Origin of the sequence: Curtobacterium sp. SORGH_AS_0776 (assembly GCF_031453355.1) — a bacterium.
Classification (GTDB): domain Bacteria; phylum Actinomycetota; class Actinomycetes; order Actinomycetales; family Microbacteriaceae; genus Curtobacterium.
The window spans coordinates 376,631-398,388 of sequence record NZ_JAVIYU010000001.1 but is presented as its reverse complement, the minus strand read 5'-3'; the positions used below and the strand labels follow the sequence as shown (position 1 = coordinate 398,388).

General features: G+C 71.2%; 17 protein-coding genes. 15 read left to right on the top strand and 2 right to left on the bottom strand.

Annotation, left to right across the window (positions count from 1 at the left end; all coding sequences use genetic code 11):
- The first annotated feature begins 3 nt into the window (after window positions 1-3).
- From purN to QE359_RS01960, 6 genes are all read left to right on the top strand, one after another.
- A complete protein-coding gene (purN, locus tag QE359_RS01985; RefSeq protein ID WP_070417751.1) occupies window positions 4-597 on the top strand; it encodes a phosphoribosylglycinamide formyltransferase in 594 nt (197 codons plus the stop codon).
- Window positions 594-2,228: a bifunctional phosphoribosylaminoimidazolecarboxamide formyltransferase/IMP cyclohydrolase gene (gene purH / locus QE359_RS01980; RefSeq protein WP_309777214.1), complete on the top strand. Its 1,635-nt coding sequence runs from the start codon at window positions 594-596 to the stop codon at window positions 2,226-2,228. Before purN ends, purH begins: the two co-directional genes overlap by 4 nt.
- A 142-nt stretch (window positions 2,229-2,370) precedes the next feature.
- The gene (locus QE359_RS01975; protein WP_309777213.1) at window positions 2,371-2,577 is read left to right on the top strand and encodes a hypothetical protein; all 207 of its coding nucleotides are present in this window, start codon (window positions 2,371-2,373) and stop codon (window positions 2,575-2,577) included.
- Window positions 2,578-2,971: 394 nt separating this feature from the next.
- The gene (locus tag QE359_RS01970; RefSeq protein WP_070417754.1) at window positions 2,972-4,795 is read left to right on the top strand and encodes an ABC transporter ATP-binding protein; all 1,824 of its coding nucleotides are present in this window, start codon (window positions 2,972-2,974) and stop codon (window positions 4,793-4,795) included.
- Between the two features lie 110 nt (window positions 4,796-4,905).
- On the top strand, window positions 4,906-6,714 hold the full coding sequence (locus QE359_RS01965; RefSeq protein WP_071294800.1) for an ABC transporter ATP-binding protein: 1,809 nt from the start codon (window positions 4,906-4,908) through the stop codon (window positions 6,712-6,714).
- Window positions 6,715-6,834: 120 nt separating this feature from the next.
- Window positions 6,835-7,260 carry a DUF805 domain-containing protein gene (locus QE359_RS01960; RefSeq protein ID WP_309777211.1) on the top strand — a complete coding sequence of 142 codons (426 nt, stop codon included), beginning with the start codon at window positions 6,835-6,837 and terminating at the stop codon, window positions 7,258-7,260.
- A 9-nt stretch (window positions 7,261-7,269) separates the two neighbouring features.
- On the opposite strand, the gene QE359_RS01955 is transcribed toward QE359_RS01960, so the two are convergent.
- Both QE359_RS01955 and QE359_RS01950 read right to left on the bottom strand, forming a co-directional pair.
- Window positions 7,270-7,605 (bottom strand): MGMT family protein, encoded by a 336-nt coding sequence (locus tag QE359_RS01955; RefSeq protein ID WP_070417756.1) that lies wholly within the window; start codon window positions 7,603-7,605, stop codon window positions 7,270-7,272.
- On the bottom strand, window positions 7,602-8,060 hold the full coding sequence (locus QE359_RS01950) for a GNAT family N-acetyltransferase (protein ID WP_070417757.1): 459 nt from the start codon (window positions 8,058-8,060) through the stop codon (window positions 7,602-7,604). The genes QE359_RS01955 and QE359_RS01950 overlap by 4 nt, the downstream gene beginning before the upstream one ends.
- A 76-nt stretch (window positions 8,061-8,136) precedes the next feature.
- On the opposite strand from QE359_RS01950, the gene QE359_RS01945 reads away from it, so the two are divergent.
- From QE359_RS01945 to QE359_RS01905, 9 genes are all read left to right on the top strand, one after another.
- Window positions 8,137-9,930 carry an acyltransferase gene (locus QE359_RS01945; protein WP_309777207.1) on the top strand — a complete coding sequence of 598 codons (1,794 nt, stop codon included), beginning with the start codon at window positions 8,137-8,139 and terminating at the stop codon, window positions 9,928-9,930.
- Entirely contained in the window at window positions 9,921-10,178 is a 258-nt protein-coding gene (locus QE359_RS01940) for an SGNH hydrolase domain-containing protein (protein WP_309777206.1), read from the top strand. The genes QE359_RS01945 and QE359_RS01940 overlap by 10 nt, the downstream gene beginning before the upstream one ends.
- A 20-nt stretch (window positions 10,179-10,198) precedes the next feature.
- Window positions 10,199-11,443 (top strand): ROK family protein, encoded by a 1,245-nt coding sequence (locus tag QE359_RS01935; RefSeq protein WP_309777205.1) that lies wholly within the window; start codon window positions 10,199-10,201, stop codon window positions 11,441-11,443.
- A gap of 189 nt (window positions 11,444-11,632) precedes the next feature.
- Window positions 11,633-14,101 (top strand): lamin tail domain-containing protein, encoded by a 2,469-nt coding sequence (locus tag QE359_RS01930; RefSeq protein WP_309777204.1) that lies wholly within the window; start codon window positions 11,633-11,635, stop codon window positions 14,099-14,101.
- 172 nt (window positions 14,102-14,273) lie between these two features.
- Window positions 14,274-15,116 (top strand): PhzF family phenazine biosynthesis protein, encoded by an 843-nt coding sequence (locus QE359_RS01925; protein ID WP_309777203.1) that lies wholly within the window; start codon window positions 14,274-14,276, stop codon window positions 15,114-15,116.
- Window positions 15,117-15,237: 121 nt separating this feature from the next.
- Window positions 15,238-16,596 (top strand): extracellular solute-binding protein, encoded by a 1,359-nt coding sequence (locus QE359_RS01920; RefSeq protein WP_309777201.1) that lies wholly within the window; start codon window positions 15,238-15,240, stop codon window positions 16,594-16,596.
- A 110-nt stretch (window positions 16,597-16,706) separates the two neighbouring features.
- Window positions 16,707-17,657: a carbohydrate ABC transporter permease gene (locus QE359_RS01915; RefSeq protein ID WP_396127713.1), complete on the top strand. Its 951-nt coding sequence runs from the start codon at window positions 16,707-16,709 to the stop codon at window positions 17,655-17,657.
- A 68-nt stretch (window positions 17,658-17,725) separates the two neighbouring features.
- The gene (locus tag QE359_RS01910; protein WP_309780391.1) at window positions 17,726-18,556 is read left to right on the top strand and encodes a carbohydrate ABC transporter permease; all 831 of its coding nucleotides are present in this window, start codon (window positions 17,726-17,728) and stop codon (window positions 18,554-18,556) included.
- A 31-nt stretch (window positions 18,557-18,587) separates the two neighbouring features.
- Complete coding sequence (locus tag QE359_RS01905; RefSeq protein WP_309777199.1) at window positions 18,588-21,701, top strand: glycoside hydrolase family 38 C-terminal domain-containing protein; 3,114 nt, start codon at window positions 18,588-18,590, stop codon at window positions 21,699-21,701.
- Window positions 21,702-21,758: the final 57 nt, after the last annotated feature.

The following is a 21,758-nucleotide window of genomic DNA, read 5'->3' as shown; positions in this document are numbered from 1 at the left end:
CCCGTGCTCGAACTGGTCGTCCTGATCTCCGGTGCCGGCTCGAACCTCCGGGCCCTGCTCGAGGCGACCCTCGACGCGGAGTACCCCGCTCGGGTCGTCGCCATCGGTGCCGACCGCGACGCCGAGGGGCTCGGTCTGGGCGAGGAGTTCTCCATCCCGACGTTCACGGTGCCGTTCTCGCGGTTCGACTCGCGCGAGGAGTGGGGCCGCGAGCTCGCCGCCCAGATCCGGCCGTGGTCGCCGGACCTGCTCGTGCTGTCGGGCCTCATGCGGCTGCTGCCGCCGGCGGTCGTCTCCGAGTTCGGCCCCGCGGTGATCAACACGCACCCCGCGTACCTGCCCGAGTTCCCGGGCGCCCACGGCGTGCGGGACGCCCTGGCCGCCGGCGTGGAGCAGACCGGTGCGAGCGTGATCCAGGTCGACGACGGCGTCGACAGCGGTCCGATCCTCGCCCAGGAGCGCGTCCCCGTGCTCCCCGGCGACTCCGAGTCGACGCTGCACGACCGGATCAAGCCGGTCGAGCGACGCCTGCTCATCCAGACCATCCTCGACATCGCCAACGGCACCACCGACCTGAAGGGCACCCCGAGCGCATGAGCGTGCACGCAGCCGACCCCAGCCTGTACCGCGACCGGGACCTCGTCCCCGTGCGGCGGGCGCTCATCTCGGTGAGCGACAAGTCCGGCCTGCTCGAGCTCGCCGGGGCCCTCGCCGACGCCGGTGTCGAGATCGTGTCGACCGGTTCCACGGCGCAGACCATCCGCGACGCCGGGTACGCCGTCACGGACGTGTCGAGCGTCACGGGCTTCCCGGAGTCGCTCGACGGCCGGGTGAAGACGCTGCACCCGTCCGTGCACGCGGGGCTCCTCGCCGATCTCCGACTCGAGTCGCACGAGCAGCAGCTCGCCGACCTCGGCATCGAGCCGTTCGAGCTCGTGGTGGTCAACCTGTACCCGTTCGTCGAGACGGTGGCCTCGGGTGCCGACACCGCGACAGTGGTCGAGAACGTCGACATCGGCGGCCCCGCCATGGTCCGCGCCTCGGCGAAGAACCACCCGAACGTTGCGATCGTCGTGTCGCCGTCGTCCTACGCCGAGGTGGTCGAGGCCGTCCGCGCCGGCGGCACCACGCTCGAGCTGCGGAAGCGCCTCGCCGCCCAGGCCTTCGCGCACACCGCCGCGTACGACACCGCGGTCGCCGGCTACTTCGCGAGCGACGTCGTGGCGGACGCCGCGGCACCGACCACGCGAGGGGACATCGAGACGCCGGGGTCGTTCGACGAGCACCTGACGGTGGACGCCGACCTCGCGGCGACGCTCCGGTACGGCGAGAACGCCCACCAGGCCGCGGCGCTGTACACGAGCGCCGGTGGCACCGGGATCGCCCAGGCGGCGCAGCTGCACGGCAAGGAGATGTCGTACAACAACTACGTCGACGCCGATGCCGCCGTCCGCGCGGCCTACGACTTCGCCGAGCCCGCCGTCGCGATCATCAAGCACGCCAACCCGTGCGGGATCGCGATCGCCCCGGCGGACGCGGCCGACCCGATCGCCGCCGCGCACGCCGCTGCGCACGCGTGCGACCCGCTCTCGGCGTTCGGCGGGGTCATCGCCGCCAACCGACCCGTCACGAAGCAGATGGCCGAGACGGTCGCCGACATCTTCACCGAGGTAGTCGTCGCGCCGGCCTTCGACCCCGAGGCGATCGAGATCCTCTCGCGGAAGAAGAACATCCGCCTGCTCACGCTGCCGACCGACTTCGCCCTCGCCCCGCGCGAGGTCAAGCAGATCTCCGGCGGGTTCCTCGTGCAGGACGCCGACCGCTTCACCGCGTTCGACCAGTCCACGTGGACCCTCGTCGCGGGCGAACCGGCCGACGAGCAGACCCTGGCCGACCTCGCCTTCGCGTGGAAGGCGAGCCGTGCGGTGAAGTCGAACGCGATCCTCCTGGCGAACCAGGGCGCGAGCGTCGGCGTCGGCATGGGTCAGGTGAACCGGGTCGACTCGTGCCACCTCGCGGTGAACCGTGCGGGTGAGCGCGCCACCGGCAGCGTCGCGGCCTCCGATGCCTTCTTCCCGTTCGCGGACGGGCTGCAGGTGCTCCTCGACGCGGGCGTCCGTGCGGTCGCCCAGCCCGGTGGGAGCGTCCGCGACGACGAGGTCATCGCCGCGGCGAAGGCTGCCGGCGTGACGATGTACTTCACGGGCGAGCGGCACTTCTTCCACTGAGTCGAACAACCGGCAACTCCGGGAAACGCTTGCGCACCACGTTCGACTGTGAATAGTCTGTAAGGCTCCGCGACAGGCACGCCGACGGCCCCAGTGTCCACGACAGACACCGGCCGGCGGCACCGCGGACACAACGGTGACGATGACGACGACTGGAGTGACGATGAACACGACGACCGGAACCGTGGCGACGGCTGCCCGTGCGGGTCTCGTGCTCTTCGTGGGGACCGCTCCCGACGCACGACCGTCCGGTGGGGCACGTGGCATCCGCCCGCGTCCCGCACACGCGGCCGTCGCGCCGTACCCCCACCGGGGTGCGCCCGCCGTCACGGCACCGCTGTCCGCGTAGGGCTGCCTCCCACAGCCAGCGACGAGCCGTCGGCACCGCCCGACGACGACGAGCACGCGACGAGCCGTCGGCACCGCCCGACGACGACGAGCACGCGACGAGCCGCCGCGACACCAGCGACGACGACGAGCACGGGCCAGCGCGAGCCCACGCCTGAACCCGGGGGACGACTGTCTCCCGGTGCACTCCGACCGAACCGACGCCGCGCGCGACGCGGCGGCGGGCGACCGCGACGAGGACCGAGCACGCCCCACCAGGGCGGGCACGGCCCGGGACGCGACCGACCCGCTCGGCCGACGACCACCACGCAACGGACACCGAGCCTCCAGACCGACGGCTGCGACAGCAGCGGCCGGTCCAGAGGGTCTCGGCACGACGCACGAGGACGCAATCCATGTCCAAGACGCCAGACCAGGCGCGCCCGTCCACCGACCGCCCCTCGACCTTCCGCGCGATCGCGCGGATCTACCCCTACGTGAAGCCCTACCAGGGCCGGCTCATCGGCGGCATGTTCGCCGCCATGGGCGCCTCCCTGGTCGCGCTCGCGATCCCCTACGTCCTGCAGTGGCTCGTCGACGGCCCGCTGTCCTCGAAGGACTCCGCACAGATCTGGCCCGCGGGTCTCGGTGTGCTCGCGCTCGGCGTGCTCGAGGCGTTCTTCATCGCGTCCCGGCGTCGGATGGTCATGCGGCCGTCGACGCGCATCGAGACGAGCATGCGGAACGCGCTCTACGCGAAGCTGCAGGACCTGCCGGTGGCGTTTCACGACCGGTGGGAGTCCGGACAGCTGCTGTCCCGCTCCGTGTCCGACCTGTCGCTGATCCGCCGGTGGCTGGCCTTCGGCGTCGTGCTGCTGGTCGTCAACATCGTGACGATCGTCGTCGGCTTCGTCGTGCTGTTCACCTTCGGGTGGCTGCTCGGCCTGGTGTTCCTCGTCGCGTCGATCCCGCTGTGGATCAACGGCCTGCTGTTCGAACGCCGGTACTCCGTCGTCGCGCGCCGCAGCCAGGACCAGGTCGGCGACCTCGCCACGAGCGTCGAGCAGTCGGTGCACGGCATCCGCGTGCTCAAGGCGTTCGGCCGCGGTCGCTACAAGCTCGACGAGTTCAGCGAGCAGGCCGAGGCGCTGCGCGGCACCGAGATCGAGAAGGCGAAGGCGATCGCGGGGATCTGGCTGTGGCTGCTGCTCGTGCCCGACGTCGCATTCGCGCTCTGCCTGCTCGCCGGCATCTGGCTCGCGAGCCAGGGGGAACTGTCCGTCGGACAGCTCTTCGCGTTCTTCGCGACGGCGACGGTGCTCCGGTTCCCGATCGAGTCGATCGGCTTCCTGCTCTCGATGACGTTCGACACGCGCACCGCGGTCGACCGCTTCTTCGAGGTCATGGACTCCGAGAACACGATCACGGACCCCGAGCACCCGGAGACGATCGCGGAGCCGCACGGTGCGCTGTCGTTCAACGGCGTGCACTTCCGGTACCAGGACTCCCCACCGCAGTTCCCGGACCTCATCAACGGGGTCGACCTGCAGCTCCGACCCGGTGAGACCATGGCGCTCGTCGGGCTGACCGGCTGCGGCAAGACCACGCTGCTGTCGCTCGTGCCACGGCTGTACGACGTCACGGGCGGCTCCGTGACGATCGACGGCGTCGACATCCGCTCGCTGACCCGAGCGGAGCTGCGTCGCCACGTCGGTGTCGCGTTCGAGGACGCCACCCTGTTCTCGACGACCGTGCGCGAGAACGTGCTGCTCGGTCGCCCGGACCTGTCCGGCGACGAGGCCGAGGCCCTCATGCGCGAGGCCCTCGACATCGCCCAGGCGTCCTTCGTGGACGACCTGCCCGACGGGGTCGACACCCGTGTCGGCGAAGAGGGCCTGTCCCTCTCCGGCGGGCAGCGGCAGCGCCTGGCGCTCGCCCGTGCGATCGCGGCGCGGCCGTCGGTGCTCGTCCTCGACGACCCGCTGTCCGCGCTCGACGTCGACACCGAGGCGCGGGTCGAGGCGGGTCTCCGCCGCGTCCTCGCCGAGACCACGTCGCTCATCGTGGCGCACCGCCCGTCGACCGTGACGCTCGCCGACCGGGTGGCGCTCATGGAGAACGGCGTCGTCACGGCCGTCGGCACCCACTCGGAGCTGATGGCGAACAACGACCACTACCGCTACGTCATCTCGTCGCTCGACGACGACGACGCCACCGCACGAGAGGAGGCGATGGCATGAGCCAGCAGGAGAAGAACCTCCCGGTCGACACGTCGGCCGGTCCAGGAGGCGCGGATCCCGTCGTCGACGACATCGCCGACACGCAGGCTGCCGCGCCCGTCACCGCGTCGATCACCACGCTCGGCGTGCGCGGCGAGGAGCGCGAGGACTTCACCAAGGCGGAGAGCAAGCGCCTGCGGCGCCGCTCCCTCGCCCTGCTCGGGTCGCTCGCCGCGCCGCTCAAGGCCCGGCTCGTCGTCCTCGCCGTCGTGGTCGTGGTCTCGACCGCGGGCACGGTCGCGGGCCCGGCGCTCATCGCCTGGGGCATCGACAACGCGCTGCCGGCGGTGATGGAGCAGAACGACTGGGTGCCGGCGTTCGGCGTCGTCGCGACGTACATCGTCGTGGCGGTGCTCGGTGCCGTGCTCACGGCCTGGTACACGGTGCTGGCGGCGCGGATCAGCCAGGCGATCCTGTTCGACCTGCGCAAGCGGGTGTTCCTGCACACGCAGCGGCTCTCGCTCGAGTTCCACGAGACCTACACGTCCGGTCGGATCATCTCCCGCCAGACGAGCGACCTCGACTCGATCCGCGAGCTGCTCGACTCCGGGCTGAACCAGCTCATCCAGGGCGTGCTGTACATGGTGTTCACCGCCATCGCGCTCGTGGCGCTCGACCCGACGTCCGGGCTCGTGCTCGCGGTGTCGCTCGTGCCGCTGTGGTTCCTGATCCGCTGGTTCCAGTCCAACTCGCAGACGCTGTTCCGCGCCACCCGTGTCACCTCGGCGCGCGTGATCGTGCACTTCGTCGAGACGATGACGGGCATCCGGGCGGTGCAGGCGTTCCGCAAGGAGTCCCGCAACCGCGACGAGTACGGCGGCTACGTCGAGGACTACCGGCAGGCGAACACGAAGGTGTTCAACCTGTTCGGGACCTTCGACCCGGTGCTCGTGCTCATCGGCAACGTCACACTGGCCGCGGTCGTCGTCGTCGGTGGCTTCCGGATCGTCGGCGGGACGCTCGAGGTCGGCGCGCTGCTCGCGGTCGCGCTGTACGCCAAGCGCTTCTTCGACCCGGCCCAGGAACTCGCGATGTTCTACAACGGGTACCAGTCGGCCTCGGCCGCGATGGAGAAGATCTCGGGCGTGCTCGAGGAGCGGCCGAGCGTGCCGGACCCCGCGAAGCCGGTGAAGCTGCCGGACGCCACCGGGCGGATGGACTTCGACGACGTCGTGTTCGCGTACAACAAGGGCAAGGTCGTCCTGCCCGAGTTCGACCTGCACATCCCGGCGGGGCAGACGATCGCGCTCGTCGGGTCGACCGGTGCCGGCAAGTCGACGCTCGCCAAGCTCATGGCGCGCTTCTACGACCCGTCGCAGGGCTCGGTGAAGCTCGACGGCGTGGACCTGCGGGACCTCGACACGAAGGACATGCGCCGCGCGATCGTCATGGTCACGCAGGAGGCGTACCTGTTCTCCGGCACCGTCGCGGACAACATCGCGCTCGGCAAGCCGGGGGCGTCACGGTCCGAGATCGAGTCGGCGGCGAAGGCGGTCGGCGCGCACGAGTTCATCATGGCGCTGCCCGACGGGTACGACACCGACGTGAACAAGCGCGGTGGCCGGGTGTCGGCCGGGCAGCGGCAGCTCCTGTCGTTCGCCCGGGCGTTCATCGCGGACCCGAAGGTGCTCATCCTCGACGAGGCCACGGCGTCGCTCGACATCCCGTCGGAGCGGCTCGTGCAGGAGGGGCTCGAGACGCTGCTCGCCGACCGGACCGCGGTGATCATCGCGCACCGGCTGTCGACCGTGGCGATCGCGCACCGGGTGCTCGTGATGGAGTACGGCCGGATCGTCGAGGACGGCACGCCGGACGACCTCATCGCCGGGACCGGACGGTTCGCGCAGCTGCACGCGGCCTGGCGGGACTCGCTCGTGTAGCGGCACCGTCGATCGGCACTGTCGATCGGCGCTGTCGGACGAACCACAGATCCGACGTGGAACCACGCACTCGCGCTGGTTCCACGTCGGATTCGTGGTTCCACGTGGTTGGGTTGACCCATGAGCGACGACAGCGTGCAGCCCGGCGGCGTGGCCCTGCGCGACCCCTTCTACGGGGCACCCTTCACCGAGGCCGTCCGGAGGTTCTGGCGGAAGTACACCGTGTTCACCGGGCGGGCCTCCCGTTCCGAGTTCTGGTGGTGGTGGATCACGTCGTTCGCGATCGGCCTCGTGCTGCAGCTCGTGCCGCAGGTCTTCACGCCGGACACCCCGGTGCTCGAGAACCCGGTCGGCTCCTACCTGTTCGTGCTCTGGGGGCTCGCGACGCTGATCGGGTCCCTCGCCCTCGGCGCCCGACGGCTGCACGACGCGAACCTCTCCGGCTTCTGGCAGTTCCTGCACGTGGTGGTCGGCATCGGCTCGCTCGTGCTCTTCGTCGTGTGCCTGCTGCCGTCGAACCCGAAGGGCGCACGCTTCGACGCGTGAGGGCGCCGCTCAGAACGGGTCGTCCGCGTCCGTGGCGGGTGACCAGCGCGCCCGACGCATGTCGATCCTCCAGGTCGTCGTCCCCTGCACGAGCGGGGTGCCCTCGGCGCGGTAGTGCTCGTGCGCCCGGGCCTCGTGGTGCACCGGGGGCAGACCGCCGGACCGGACCACGCGCCACCACGGCAGGTCGGAGCCCTCGTGCGCCATGACCTTGCCGACGGCACGCGACGCCCGGGAGCCGAGCGCCGCGGCCACGTCGCCGTAGGTCATGACGTGACCAGCCGGGATGAGCCGGACGACCTCGGCGACGGCTGCGCCGAAGTCGTCGGGGGGAGCCTCGGTCACACCAACTGCAGGACCGCGAAGTGGTCGCCGTACTGGGTCTCGCGCACCACCTCGAACCCGACGGCGCGGAAGAACGCCTCGGGGCTGTCGTCGCCACCGGGTTCGTACACGACGGTGAGGCGCTCGAGTCCACGATTGCGGGCCTCGTCGGCGAGGCCGTGCACCGCGAAGCGACCGACGCCCCGACCCTGGGCCGTCGCGGACACGTTGACCCGCCAGATCGCGCTGCGCAGTTCTTCCTCGGCGTTGTCCTCGTCGAAGGTGCCGATGATCATGCCGACGACCTCGTCGCCGTCGAGGACCACGCGCGTCCACGCCGAGCTCGGCTTCACGTCCGACTCCGCGACGCCGTAGGTCGTCGGCTGCACGAACTGCTCCTGCCCGGGCTTGAGCGTCAGGGAGTTCGCCGCCGCAGCGGTCGACGCGGAGAGTTCTTCGAGGCGGAGGTCCGTCATGCCGCTCAGGGTAGCCGTGCGACCCGTGCGGGGGCCACTACCGATCCCAACGCATGACATGTAATATCTCAACATCATGACCTTCGATCGACGGATCCGCCACGACCTCACCGCGTTGCGGACAGTCGCCGTCCTGCTCGTCGTCGGCGTCCACGCGTTCGGCGTCCCGATCGGTGGGTGGGTCGGCGTCGACGTGTTCTTCGCGCTCTCCGGGTACCTGCTCGCGCGATCGATGGTGTCCGAACGGGTGCGAACCGGACGCTTCGCACTCGGCGGCTTCCTCCGCCGGCGTTTCTGGCGGCTGTTCCCGGCAGCGGTGCTGACCCTCGCCGTCGTGGCGATCGGCGCTGTGGCCGCGCTCCGCCAGCCGCTCGCCGCGTCCGTCCTGCGCGATTCGGGAGCGGCCGCGCTCGGCATCGTGAACTGGGTGTTCCTCGGCCGTGACGCCGACTACTGGGCGTCGGCGTCGTCGACGTCCCCCCTCCAGCACTTCTGGTCGCTCAGTGTCGAGCTCCAGTTCTACGTCGTGTTCCCGCTGCTCGTGGCGGTCCTCTGGCGATCGCTCCGTCGACCCGACGCCGTCTCGGTCCGACGCATCGCCGTCGCGGCCTCGGTGCTCGTGCTCGTCGCGTCCGTGGCCTGGGCCGCGTCGGCGTGGACGACCGCGCCAGCAGCCTCGTACTTCGACACGGGATCGCGTCTCTGGGAACTGGCCGCCGGAGCCGCCCTCGGAGCACTCTCGGTCCCAGTCGGTGCGCGGACGCAGCGCGTGCCGGCCCGCATCCGCGTCGGCGGCGTCCTGTCCGGGCTCGGGATCATCGGGGTCGCCGCCCTCACCGCCCCTGGTGCGGATGCCGTCCCGGTCCCCGACGCGGTCCTGGCGGTCGTGGGAACGATCGTGGTGCTCGTCTCCGGGCAGGGGCTCCCTCCGCTCCCTGTCCTCCGGTGGCGCCCGGTGCAGTGGGTCGGTGAAGCGTCGTACTCGATCTACCTCTGGCACTTCCCGGCGATCGTCGCAGCGACGTACGTCTTCCCCGAGCAGCGGGTGGTCGCCGGGAGCGCGGCCGTCCTCGTCGGGCTCGTCCTCGGCGGACTGTCACGCCGCTGGGTGGAACTCCCGGCGATGCGGGTCGGACTCCGAGCCGGTGCGACCGTCCGCGTCGTCGCCTCGGTCGCGGCGTTCGCGGTGGTGGCGTTCGGGACGGGTACGTTCACGGCAGCCCCGACCCCGCAGACCGAGCGGGTCGGCGACGGGGTGGACAGCGCGGTCGCCGAACCCTGGACCCCGCGGTCCCTCGGTGCCGCGCTCGGGAGTGGTCTCCGGTCGGAGCAGTGGCCGGTCGGACTCACCCCGGCGCTGGACGAACTGGTGCCGGGGCCGCCGCAAGGGTACGAGGCGTGCGACCGGACTGTCATCGGCGATCCCGGGCCGTGTCGCTTCGCGGCGGATGATCCCGTCCGACAGGTCACGGTCGTGGGGAGCTCCGTAGGGGTCGCCCTGATGCCCGCGGCTGTCGGGGCCTTCGGACATGACTCGATCGTGCGCGGGTTGACCGCCAGCGGCTGTCCGATGCTCGACATCGCCGTGCGCGGGAAGTCGGACGACGATCGCAGGCGGTGCAATGAGCAACGGACAGCTGCCATCGACGAGATCAACGAGACGACGCCGGACATCGTGGTCGTCACCCACGGGTACGACGGGGTCGCGCAGCTCGTCGGGCGCCCGAGTCTGCCCGAGGCTGCGCGCGAGTGGGAAGCCGCCGCCGGTCGGTTCGTCGACGCCGTCGCCGGATCGGGCGCCCGGGTCGTCTTCGTCGCCGCGGTGCCGCAGGGGGTGGGGACCCGTCGCAGTGTGCGGCGTTGCGGCTGAACGGGCCGGACGCGTGCACCTCGGAGCTGTCGGACGCGTACCAGCTCGGAGCCGCTGCCGAGCGTCGAGTCGCCGAGTCCCGGCCGGGCGTGGACTTCGTCGATTCGAGCGGCTGGTACTGCGTCGACGGCCGCTGCCCGGTCCTCGCGGACGACGTCCTGATCCGGAAGGACGGCCAACACATCACGCTCGAGTTCTCCGAGCGTCTCGCCGTGGTCCTCCGCGAAGCGGTGCTCGCCGAGCGGTGACAGCGCGGTATGGTCGCGGCATGGCAGAGCATCGACGCGGGGCGAACCTCCCGTCGATCGGCGGGTTCAACCGGACGGTGGTGCTCGACGCCGTGCGCCGCTCGCCGGACGGGCTGAGCCGCGTCGAGCTCGCCTCCCGTACGGGCCTCAGCGCGCAGACCGTGTCGAACGTCACGCGGTTCCTCATCGAGGCGGGGATGATCGCCGAGTCGGGCACGGTCGTGTCCGGTCGCGGCAAGCCCCGCACGATCCTGCGGCTCGAGGCCGGCAGCCGCTACGCCGTCGGGGTGCACGTGGACCCCGCCGTCGTGACCTACGTGCTGCTCGACCTCGCGGGCACCGTGGTCGCGTCGAGCACCACGTCGACCCCGACCGCGGACGACCCGTCCGAGGTCGTCCGGACGATCGCGACGGCGATCGACGAGCTCGTCTCGGGGGCGCGCGTCGACGTCGAGGCCGTGCTCGGGGTCGGCATCGCCAGCCCCGGACCCATCGACGTCGACGCCGGCGTTGTGCTCGACCCGCCCTTCCTGCCGCGGTGGCGCGACGTCCCCCTGCGCGACGCGCTGGCCGAGGCGACCGGGTACCCCGTCCTCCTCGAGAAGGACGTCACGGCGGCCGTGGTGGGGGAGATGTTCCTCGCCGGGGAGTCCTCCGCGCGGAACTTCGCCTTCGTGTACTTCGGCACCGGCTTCGGCGTGGGCCTCGCCGTTGACCACGAGCCCGTCCGCGGGGTCGGGTCGAACGCCGGTGACGCCGGGCACATCATGGTCGACCAGGGCTCGCTCGCCGGGACGCCGGACGGCGAGGGCACGCGGGGGGAGGTCGGCGCGGCGGTGGCACCGGACCGCCTGGTGCACATCGCGCAGGCCCGGGGGCTCGCGCTCGGCGGCGCACCCGCGGACGTCGCCGCGGTCGACCGTGCCTGGGACGCGCTCGGCGCGGCGATCGACGCCGGGGACCCGGTCGCCGTCGGACTCGCGGCCGAGGCGGGGACGGTGATGGGCAACGCGGTCGTCCTCATCGTCAACCTGCTCGACATCGACCGCGTCGTGTTCGGCGGCCCGTTCTGGTCGCGGATCGCGAGCGCGGCCCTCCCCGCTGCGCGCGAGGCGATCGTCGGTTCGCCGCTGCTCGTGCCGAAGCACCCCGTCGTCGTGACCGAGAGCGGTCGCGGAGCGGACGTGGCCGCGGTCGGCGCGGCCTGCCTCGTCCTCGACGCGGCGCTGTCGCCGCGGGCGAGCACACTCCTCATCCGTCGCTGACGGAGGTCGGTCGCGACCAGCCCGTGACGGGAGGCGCGGTGCGGGCCCGGCCCGCGCCTCCCGTCCGGCACACGGTGCCGTTCCCCGTGTCGCGCGCGACACCCGTCGTTCACCTCGCCGCCACCGGCCGGATGCCAGGATGCTGAACAGTCGTGCAGGTCCCCCCCGAACTCCCGAGAAGGACTCTGCATGCATCCCCGTGCTCTTCGCCTCGGCGCGTCCGTCGCCGCCGCCCTCGTCGTCGCCGCCGGCGTGCTGACGACGTCGCCCGCCTCCGCTGCCGTCGGTGACGACGACCCGTCCGTGGGCGCCGCGAGCCCGAACGGACTCGTCGTGAACGAGGTCGAGTCGAACGGCGACGACACCGACTGGGTCGAACTGCGGAACACCTCGTCGGCGGCGATCGACCTGTCCGGGTACGCGTTCCTCGACGACGACAGCTCGCACGAGGCGTACGTCCTGCCCGCCGGTTCGACCATCGGCGCCGGCGGGTACTTCGTCATCGACCAGGTGTCGGCGACCGCTCCCGGCTTCGACTTCGGGCTCGGCGGCGCCGACACCGCCAGGGTCTACGACCCGGCGGGCGACCTCGTGCTGCGGTACTCGTGGACGGCGCACGCCGCGGTGACGTACGGGCGCTGCCCGGACGGGACCGGCGCACTCGTGGACACCACGGCGTCGACGAAGGGTGCGGCGAACGACTGCTCCTCGCCGGTGCGCATCAACGAGGTGGAGTCCGACGGTGGGACCCCTGGCGACTGGGTCGAGCTGACGAACGTCGGGACGACCACGGTCGACCTCGGTGGGTACGTGTTCCGGGACAGCGACGACACGCACGCGTACACGATCCCGACCGGGACGACCGTCGCACCGGGCGGCTTCACCGTCCTCGACGAGCAGGACTTCGGGTTCGGGCTGGGCAAGGCGGACTCGGCGCGGGTCTTCGATCCTCGTGGCGACGTCGTCGACTCGTACACGTGGAGCGCGCACGCCGCGACGACGTACGGCCGGAACCCCGACGGCACCGGCGCGTTCGCGGAGACCTCGGCGCCGACCAAGGGCGCCGCGAACCGGTTCGCCGGGGTGGTCACCGCCGAGGCGTGGCCCGGTGGTCCGGACGAGCGGGTGCTCGACGACGAGGACACCTTCACCGGTGACCTGAGCGGCATCGACTGGACGACCTCGGGTTCGGCCGCCGGGCAGCTCTGGGCCGTGCAGAACGGAGACGGGCTGCTCTACCACCTCGTGTCCGACGGTGCGGGCGGATGGGCGCCCTCGAACGCGGACGGCACGGAACTGCACTACGCCGACGGCTCCGGCACCCCGGATGCCGAGGGCGTCACCGTCACGTCCGACGACCCCGGCGCGGTCTACGTCTCGACCGAGCGGAACAACGACGTGTCGTCCACGAGCCGCCCGGCCGTCCTGCGCTTCGCCACCACCGACGGCTCCCAGTCGACGCTGGACGCCACCGACGAGTGGAACCTCGCGGCGGACTTCCCCGGGCTCGGCGCGAACGCGGGCCTCGAGGGCGTCACCTGGATCCCGGACTCCTGGCTCACCGCGCACGGCTTCGCGGACGAGCACACCGGCGCCGCGTACACGCCGGCGACCTACACCGGACACGGCGACGGGCTGTTCTTCGTCGGTGTCGAGGGCACGGCCAGCGTGTACGCGTACGCCCTGATGTCCGACGGCGCCTTCCAGCGGGTGGCCACGATCGCGACGCCGTTCTCCGTCGTCGCGGACGTCCAGTTCGACCCGACGCTCGACGCACTCTGGGTGGTCTGCGACGACGCGTGCTCCGGCCGGACGGCGCTGTACGAGGTGGCCGACGGGGCCTTCGCGGCGACGACCGTGTACGAGGCGCCGTCGAACGCCGACCGGACGCTGGCGAACGAGGGCTTCGCGATCTCGGGTGTCTGCAGTGGTGGCTCGCGGGCGACCTTCTACGCCGACGACAACGACACGGACGGGTTTTCGCTCCGGACGGGCACCTACCCGTGCGACTCGTCGACGCCGGGCGACGGTGGGATGCCTGGCGATGGCGGGACGCCGGGCGATGGCGGGACGCCGGGCGACGGTGGCACGCCGGGCGACGGTGGCACGCCGGGCGACGGTGGCACCACGCCGACCCCGGTCCCGACGCCGGGTGGCGGGTCGACGCCCGCCCCGGGCGACACCGCGCCGGGTGGCTCCACCCCCGGAGCGGGCGCCTCGCCCTCGGGTGCGCCCGTCGCACCGTCCGAGTCGTCCCTGACCGAGGCGAACCGCGGCACGCTCACCGCCCCGGCCAAGGCACGCCCCGGCGAGACCATCACGATCGCCGTCGGTACCCGGTACGCCGGGCAGCAGGTGCACGTCTGGATGTTCTCCACGCCGACGCTGCTCGGGACCACCACGGTCGCGGCGGACGGCACGGTCACGGCGACCATCCCGGCCGACGCCCCCGCGGGCGAACACCGCATCGTGGTGACCGCCGAGGACGGCACGGTGCTGGGCTGGACCACGATCACGATCGACCCCGTGACCGGCGCGCTGGCGTTCACGGGTGCCGAGGGTCTCGGGGTCGGCGCCGTGGCGGCGTTCCTGCTCCTGGCCGCCGGTGCGGGCGTGCTCGTGCTCCGCCGGCGCAGGGGGACCCCCGCCTCGGAGTGACCCGGTGAGCAGGAATGGTCGGGTTCGTGGTGCGGACCCGACCATTCCTGCTCACGAACGCGCGCACGCGAGCCCCGACGCCCGCGAGCCACGCGCCCGCGAGCCACGCGCCCGCGAGCCACGCGCCCGCGATCGGCCCGCGAGGCCCACGCGCCCGCGGCGGTACGGTCGCATGGTGCACAACGAGATCCTCCGGTACACCGCCTTCGCCGCCGAGCCGGGTGGCGGCAACCCCGCCGGCATCGTGCTCGACGCGGCCGACCTCTCCGACGACGAGATGCTCGCGATCGCGCAGGAGGTCGGGTACCCCGAGACCGCCTTCGTCACCGGGCAGACCCCCACGGGCCCGCGCCTGCGGTACTTCTCGCCGGCGGCCGAGGTCCCGTTCTGCGGCCACGCCACGATCGCCACGGCGGTGGTGCTCGCCGAACGCGAGGGCCTCGGGCGCCGGGTGTTCACGACCGCCGCGGGGGAGATCGCCCTCGACGCCACGACCGCTCCGGACGGCAGCGTGCAGGTCGCGATGACGAGCGTCCAGCCGGCGTCCCGGCCGCTCGACCCCGACCTCCGCGACCGCCTGTTCGCCCTGCTCGGCCTGACGGTCGACGACGTCGCGGCGGGTTTCCCGGTGCTCGAGTCCTTCGCCGGCAACTGGCACCCGGTGATCGTGCTCGCCGACGTCGAGCTGTTCCACCAGTTCCGCTTCGCCCCGGAGCCCCTCGCGGCCCTCAAGCGCGAGGCCGGCTGGGCGGGGACGGTCACGGTCCTGCACCGCACCGGCGCGCTGGAGTACGAGGCGCGCAACCTCTTCCCGGCCGGCCGGATCACCGAGGACCCGGCGACCGGTTCGGCGGCAGCGTCGACCGGCGCCTACCTGCGCGAGATCGGGGCCGTGCAGCCCGGTGACCGCGTGGTGATCCGGCAGGGCCGGCACGTCGGACGGCCGAGCGTGCTGCTCGTCGACGTCCCGGCGACCGGCGGCATCACGGTCACGGGCGGTGCCACTCCGGTCTGAGCGGTCCGGGAGCGTGACCGAATCGACACGGACCGACTCTTGACACGGATAAGTAAATACGGTGGAGTAATCCTGCGCGCGGGTGACGGAGCCCGCGAACATCCCGTGCAAAGGAGCACCGATGAAACGCCGCACCCGAATCATCGCCGGACTCGCAGCCGTGGCAGTCGCCGCGGTCGGTCTGGCTGGTTGTTCCAGCTCAGGCTCTGCCTCGAGCGACACCATCAAGATCGCGTACCAGAAGTTCGGTGCCTTCCAGCAGCTCGACGCCCAGATGAAGGTCGTCAAGAAGGAGTACGAGAAGGAGAACCCGGGCAAGAAGGTCGAACTCGTGCCGATCCAGGCGCAGGAGAACGACTACTACACGAAGCTCGCGCTCATGAACAAGGCGCCGGCGACCGCACCGGACGTCATGTACGAGGACACCTTCCTCATCAAGGCCGACGCACAGGCCGGCTACCTCCTGCCGCTCGACAAGTACACGGCGAAGTGGAAGGACTGGAGCCAGTTCTACGACAACGCCAAGCAGGCCGGTGAAGGCGTCGACGGCAAGACCTACGGCATCCCGATGGGCACCGACACCCGGGCCCTCTGGTACAACAAGGACATCTTCAAGAAGGTCGGCCTGCCCGTCCCGTGGCAGCCGAAGACCTGGGACGACGTCCTCGCGGCCGCGAAGACCATCAAGGAGAAGGACCCGGGCGTCATCCCGTTCAACGTCTACTCCGGCAAGCCCCAGGGCGAGGCGTCGACGATGCAGGGCTTCGAGATGCTCCTGTACGGCGCGGACGGCTCCGGCAACACGCTCTACAAGGACAAGAAGTGGGTCACCGGCTCGAAGCAGTTCGAGGACTCGCTGCAGTTCATCAAGGACGTCTACCAGGGCGGCCTCGGCCCGACACCGCAGCAGGCACTCGACAGCCAGGTCGGCACCACGATCGCGCAGACGTGGCTCCCCAAGGGCCAGCTCGCGATCGACCTCGACGGGTCGTGGCAGTCGGGGACGTGGCTGAAGTCCGGCACCGCGCCGTGGCCCGAGTGGTCGGACGTGATGGGCCAGGCGCCGATGCCGACGCAGAACGGCCAGGAGCCGGGCTACAACTCGATGTCCGGTGGCTGGACCCTCGCGGTCGGCAAGAACTCGAAGAACCCGCAGGCCGCGTTCGACTTCATCTCGACCTTCCTCAACCAGAAGGGCTCGCTGAAGTACGACATCGAGAACAGCCAGATCGCCGTCCGCAAGGACGTCGCCGAGGACCCGACGTACGACGCGTCCAACCCGACGTTCAAGTTCTTCTCCGGGCTCGTGGAGCACACGAACTTCCGCCCGGCGACGAGTGAGTACTCCCAGGTGTCCAACGCCATCCAGGTGGCGATGGAGTCGGTCATGACCGGGCAGCAGACACCGAAGCAGGCGGCCGCCGCGTACGACAAGTCCGTCGAACAGGTGGTCGGCAAGGACAACACCGTCTCCGGCTGACGGGACGGCACCACCTGACGGACTGGAGGCGCGGCTCGCGTCGTGCGCCGCGCCTCCCGTCCGACCCCACCCACCTTCGGAACCCCCTCCGCACCCGGAAGGCAACCACTGTGTCCAGCACTCCCCTCGCGCCGACGTTGTCGGCGCCCGGTGCGCCCAAGCGCACCGATCCGCCGGTCCCGCGCAAGCGGAAGCCCCTGCGGAACGTGGGACGAGCGGTCCCGCTCCTCCCCGCCGTCGTCCTGCTCGTCATCTTCCTGCTCGGCCCGGTCATCTCCTCGTTCTACGGGTCGTTCACCAACTCGGCGCTGACCGGGGTCGGCGCCGCCGACCAGCAGTTCGTCGGCCTGAAGAACTACGTCGAGCTGTTCCAGGACCCGGACTTCCCGAAGTCCGTCATCCTCACCATCGTCTTCCTGCTCGCCTCCGCCGTGGTCGGGCAGAACGTGCTCGGCCTCGCGCTGGCGCTCCTCATGCGCAGTGCCCACAAGGTCGTCCGCGCCGTCGTCGGCACGTTCGTCGTCGCCGCGTGGGTGCTGCCCGAGATCGTGGCGTCGTTCGCGGCCTACGCGTTCTTCAACGACAAGGGGACGCTCAACGAGTTCCTCGCGTCGATCGGCATCAACGGGCCGAACTGGCTCTACACGTACCCGATGCTCGCCGTCATCCTCGCGAACATCTGGCGCGGCACCGCGTTCTCGATGCTCGTGTACTCCGCCGCCGTGCAGGAGGTCCCCGAGGAGATCACCGAGTCCGCCGAGGTCGACGGCGCCACCGGGTGGCAGCGCCTCGTCTACATCACGCTGCCGGTCATCCGTCGGTCGATCTCGACGAACCTCATGCTGACGACGCTGCAGACCCTGTCGGTGTTCACCCTCATCTACGTGATGACCGCCGGCGGCCCCGGGACGGACTCGTCCACGCTGCCGATCCTCGCCTACCAAGAGGCGTTCAAGTTCTCGCAGCTCGGCTTCGGGACGGCGATCGCGACGATCCTGCTCGTGGTCGGCGCGGTGTTCTCGATCATCTACATCAAGGCACTGAAGCCGGAGGTGGACTGATGGCCATCACAGCCCCGTCCCTCGACCAGACCACCACCCGTTCGGTGACCGCCCCGGGCTCGCTGCACATGACCTCCCCGCGGGGTCGGACCATGCGCTGGGTGTCGAACATCGTGCTGCTCGTCATCGCGGTGTGCTTCGCGGTGCCGCTGCTCTGGCTCGTGCTCGCCTCGGTCGACCCCGACGCGTCCCTGTCGGTGAAGGTGCCGTCGCAGTTCACGCTCGACAACTTCACGAAGGTCCTCACCCCGGAGCTGTCGTTCATCCCGCTCGCGAACAGCCTGCTCATCTCCGGCGGCACGGCGCTCGTCACCGTGGTGTTCGCGCTGCTCGCCGCCTACCCGCTGTCCCGCTACAAGATGCGCGTCAACAAGCCGTTCCTGTACGGGATCCTGTTCGGCACCGGCCTGCCGATCACCGCCATGATGGTGCCGGTCTACGCGCTGTTCGTGTCGCTCAACCTCATCGACAACGTGTGGGGCTGCATCTTCTTCCTCGCCGCCACCTCGCTGCCGATGGCGATCTGGATGGCGAAGAACTTCATGGACTCGGTGCCGATCTCCCTCGAGGAAGCGGCGTGGACCGACGGCGCCTCGATGATGACGACCCTGACGCGCATCGTGATCCCGCTCATGCGCCCGGGCATCGCCGTGGTGTTCATCTTCGTGTTCATCCAGGCCTGGGGGAACTTCTTCGTCCCCTTCGTCCTGCTGCTCTCGCCCGACAAGGTGCCCGCCGCGGTGAGCATCTTCAACTTCTTCGGGCAGTACGGGGCGGTGGCGTACGGGCAGCTCGCGGCCTTCTCGATCATCTACTCCGTGCCCGTCATCGCCCTCTACGTGGTCGTGTCCCGAGGCCTCGGCGGCGGCAACGCCCTCGCCGGCGGCATCAAGGGCTGACACCCGTCCCTGCTGGAAAGGAACCACCTCCATGCACCACGACGAACCCCTCGTCGAAGCCCGCATCGCCCGGCTCGTCCGGGACCGCATCGACCCCGCCGTCCTGCGCCGGTCCGCACCGGTGGAGATCGCCGCCTGGACCGTGCCGGACGAACCGGTCCCGTTCGACGTCGCGGTGGCTGCCGACTACGAGCCGTTCACGGTGGGCGGCTCCTGGGGCGGCCGACCGTGGGGGACCACCTGGTTCCGGATCCGCGGCACCGTGCCGGAGGACTTCGGGACGGCGCCGGGCACCACGGCGGAGCTCCGGGTCGACCTCGGCTTCACGAAGCGCCACCCCGGGTTCCAGGCCGAGGGGCTCGCGTGGCGGCCGGACGGTACGACCGTCAAGGGCATCGAGCCGAAGAACGACACCGTCCCGCTCGAGGTCGGGCCCGGTGAGTCCTTCGAGCTCTACGTCGAGGCCGCGGCGAACCCGGACATCGGCGGCGACTCGTTCCAGGGGGCGACGCCGCTCGGGTCGCGCTCCACGGCCGGGACGAAGCCGATCTACAAGGTGAAGGCGCTCGAGATCGTCGAGCGGGACGACACCGTGTGGGAGCTCCAGCAGGACTTCTGGGTCCTCCGCGGCCTGATGGCCGAGCTGCCCACCGACGGCACCCGCGGCGCGGACGTCCTGCGCGTGCTCGAACGCGCCGCCGACGCCCTCGACCCGGACGACGTCGCCGGGACGGCCGCCGACGCACGAGCGGTCCTCGCGCCCGTCCTCGCCGTGCCGGCCAGCGCTGCCGCGCACCGGGCGATCGCCGTCGGCCACGCGCACATCGACTCGGCGTGGCTCTGGCCGGTGCGCGAGACCATCCGGAAGTGCGCCCGCACCTTCTCGAACGTGCTCGACATGATGGACCGCGATCCCGACTTCACGTTCGCCTGCTCCTCGGCGCAGCAGTACGCCTGGATCCGGGACGGCTACCCGTCGATCTGGGCCCGCATCAAGCAACGGGTCGCCGAGGGCCGGTGGATCCCGGTCGGCGGCATGTGGGTCGAGTCGGACACGAACCTGCCCGGCGGCGAGGCCCTCGCGCGGCAGTTCGTCGCCGGCAAGCGGTTCTTCCTCGAGGAGTTCGGCATCGACACCCCCGAGGCGTGGCTCCCGGACTCGTTCGGGTACTCCGGAGCCCTGCCGCAGATCGTCCGCGCCGCCGGCTCGAAGTGGTTCGTCACGCAGAAGCCCTCGTGGAACGAGACGAACGTCATCCCGCACACGTCGTTCCACTGGGAGGGCATCGACGGCTCCCGGGTCCTCACGCACCTGCCCCCGGCGGACACCTACAACTCGGACGTCTCACCCGCCGACCTGCACCGCGGCGAACGGCAGAACAAGGAGCGCGGCGTCGCGAACACCTCGATGCTGCTCTACGGCTTCGGCGACGGCGGTGGCGGACCCACCCGCGAGATGGTCGCCGCTGCCCGACGCCAGCACGACCTCGACGGGTCCCCGCGGGTCGACCTCGGCACCCCGGCGCAGGTCTTCGAGGAGATCGAGGCCGCACTGCCGACGCCGGCGGTGTGGTCGGGCGAGATGTACCTCGAGTTCCACCGCGGCACCTACACCTCCCAGATCCGCACGAAGCAGGGCAACCGGCGCTCCGAGCACCTGCTCCGCGAGGCCGAGCTCTGGGCGTCCACCGCCGCCGTCCGACTCGGGCTCGACTACCCGTACGAGGAGCTCGAGCAGGCCTGGCACACCGTGCTCCTGCAGCAGTTCCACGACATCCTGCCCGGCTCCTCGATCGCCTGGGTCTACGAGAACGCCGAGGCGAACTACGCCGAGGTCGCCCGTGTGCTCGAGGGCCTGATCGGCAACGCCACGACGGCGCTCGCGAACGGCGGTGCCGCGGCGCTCGCCGGGGTCGGTGCGTCGTCCACCGCCCGGGCCGGCGGTGGGAGCGCCTTGCTGGACGCACCGTCGGGGGCGGACGCCGTCGGCGGCAGCGGCTCGACCGGGAACGTCGTGCGCTTCAACGCCTCGCCGGTCGCGGCTGGAGGCGCAACCGCCCTGGGTGGTTCGCTGGGCGACGAACCGCGAGCCGTGCCTCCCGTCCGGAACGGCGACCGCTTCGTGTTCGACACCGGTGTCATCACGGCGACCATCGACGCGGCCGGTCACGTCGTGTCGCTCGTCGACCACGCGTCCGGACGCGACGCCGTCGCCCCGGGTGCGGCCGCCGCGGAGTACACCGTGTTCCGTGACACCCCGAACCAGTGGGAGGCGTGGGACATCGACCGCGCCTACCAGCGCAGCGGCACGGTGCTGGAGGCGTCCTCGGTCGAGGTGTCCGGCGACGAACTCGTCGTCGAGCGCTCCTTCGGGTCGTCGTCGATCACCACCCGGTACTCCGCCGTCGCCGGCCAGTCCGAGCTGACGATCGTGACCGAGGTCGACTGGCACGAGCGCCAGAAGCTCCTCAAGCTCGCGTTCCCGCTCGACGTCCGCGCGGCCTCGGCCTCGAGCGAGATCCAGTTCGGCCACATCGACCGACCGACCCACCAGAACACCTCGTGGGACATGGCCCGCTTCGAGACGAGCGCCCACCGCTGGGTGCACGTCGCCGAGCCCGGGTTCGGCGTCGCCGTCGCGAACGACTCCACCTACGGACACGACATCACCCGGAGCACCCGGGCCGACGGCGGCACCACGACGCTCGTCCGGGAGTCGCTGCTGCGGGCCCCGACGTTCCCGGACCCGCACGCCGACCAGGGGCACCACGTGTTCCGGACGGTGCTGCGGGTGGGCGCCTCGGTGCTCGACGCCGCCGATGCCGGGTACCGGCTCAACCTGCCGGTGCGCACGGTGGAGGGGACGACCACGGTCGACCCGCTCGTGACGGTGTCGTCGCCGCAGGTGTTCGTCGAGGCGGTGAAGCTCGCCGAGGACCGCTCCGGTGACGTCGTCGTGCGGCTCTACGAGGCGTCGGGCGGTCGCGCGGCCGACGTCGGCGTCGACTTCGGGTTCGACGTCGCCGGGGTGGCGGCGGTGGACCTGCTGGAACGCCCGCTGGGGGACTCGTGGGAGTCGGGGGAGCCGGTCGTGCTCACGCTCCGGCCCTTCGAGATCGTGACCCTCCGGGTGCGTCGGGCCTGAGGCAGCGGGCTCGCGCGCGGAGGACCGCGGCGCCGGACGGGACACGGGTGCGTTCCG

What these genes read in the sequence shown, in the direction of transcription:
- purH (WP_309777214.1), top strand. Translation starts at nt 594, where the DNA reads ATGAGCGTGCACGCAGCCGACCCCAGCCTGTACCGCGACCGGGACCTC.
- QE359_RS01975 (WP_309777213.1), top strand. Translation starts at nt 2,371, where the DNA reads ATGACGACGACTGGAGTGACGATGAACACGACGACCGGAACCGTGGCG.
- QE359_RS01970 (WP_070417754.1), top strand. Translation starts at nt 2,972, where the DNA reads ATGTCCAAGACGCCAGACCAGGCGCGCCCGTCCACCGACCGCCCCTCG.
- QE359_RS01960 (WP_309777211.1), top strand. Translation starts at nt 6,835, where the DNA reads ATGAGCGACGACAGCGTGCAGCCCGGCGGCGTGGCCCTGCGCGACCCC.
- QE359_RS01950 (WP_070417757.1), bottom strand. Translation starts at nt 8,060, where the DNA reads ATGACGGACCTCCGCCTCGAAGAACTCTCCGCGTCGACCGCTGCGGCG.
- QE359_RS01945 (WP_309777207.1), top strand. Translation starts at nt 8,137, where the DNA reads ATGACCTTCGATCGACGGATCCGCCACGACCTCACCGCGTTGCGGACA.
- QE359_RS01935 (WP_309777205.1), top strand. Translation starts at nt 10,199, where the DNA reads ATGGCAGAGCATCGACGCGGGGCGAACCTCCCGTCGATCGGCGGGTTC.
- QE359_RS01930 (WP_309777204.1), top strand. Translation starts at nt 11,633, where the DNA reads ATGCATCCCCGTGCTCTTCGCCTCGGCGCGTCCGTCGCCGCCGCCCTC.
- QE359_RS01925 (WP_309777203.1), top strand. Translation starts at nt 14,274, where the DNA reads ATGGTGCACAACGAGATCCTCCGGTACACCGCCTTCGCCGCCGAGCCG.
- QE359_RS01920 (WP_309777201.1), top strand. Translation starts at nt 15,238, where the DNA reads ATGAAACGCCGCACCCGAATCATCGCCGGACTCGCAGCCGTGGCAGTC.
- QE359_RS01910 (WP_309780391.1), top strand. Translation starts at nt 17,726, where the DNA reads ATGACCTCCCCGCGGGGTCGGACCATGCGCTGGGTGTCGAACATCGTG.
- QE359_RS01905 (WP_309777199.1), top strand. Translation starts at nt 18,588, where the DNA reads ATGCACCACGACGAACCCCTCGTCGAAGCCCGCATCGCCCGGCTCGTC.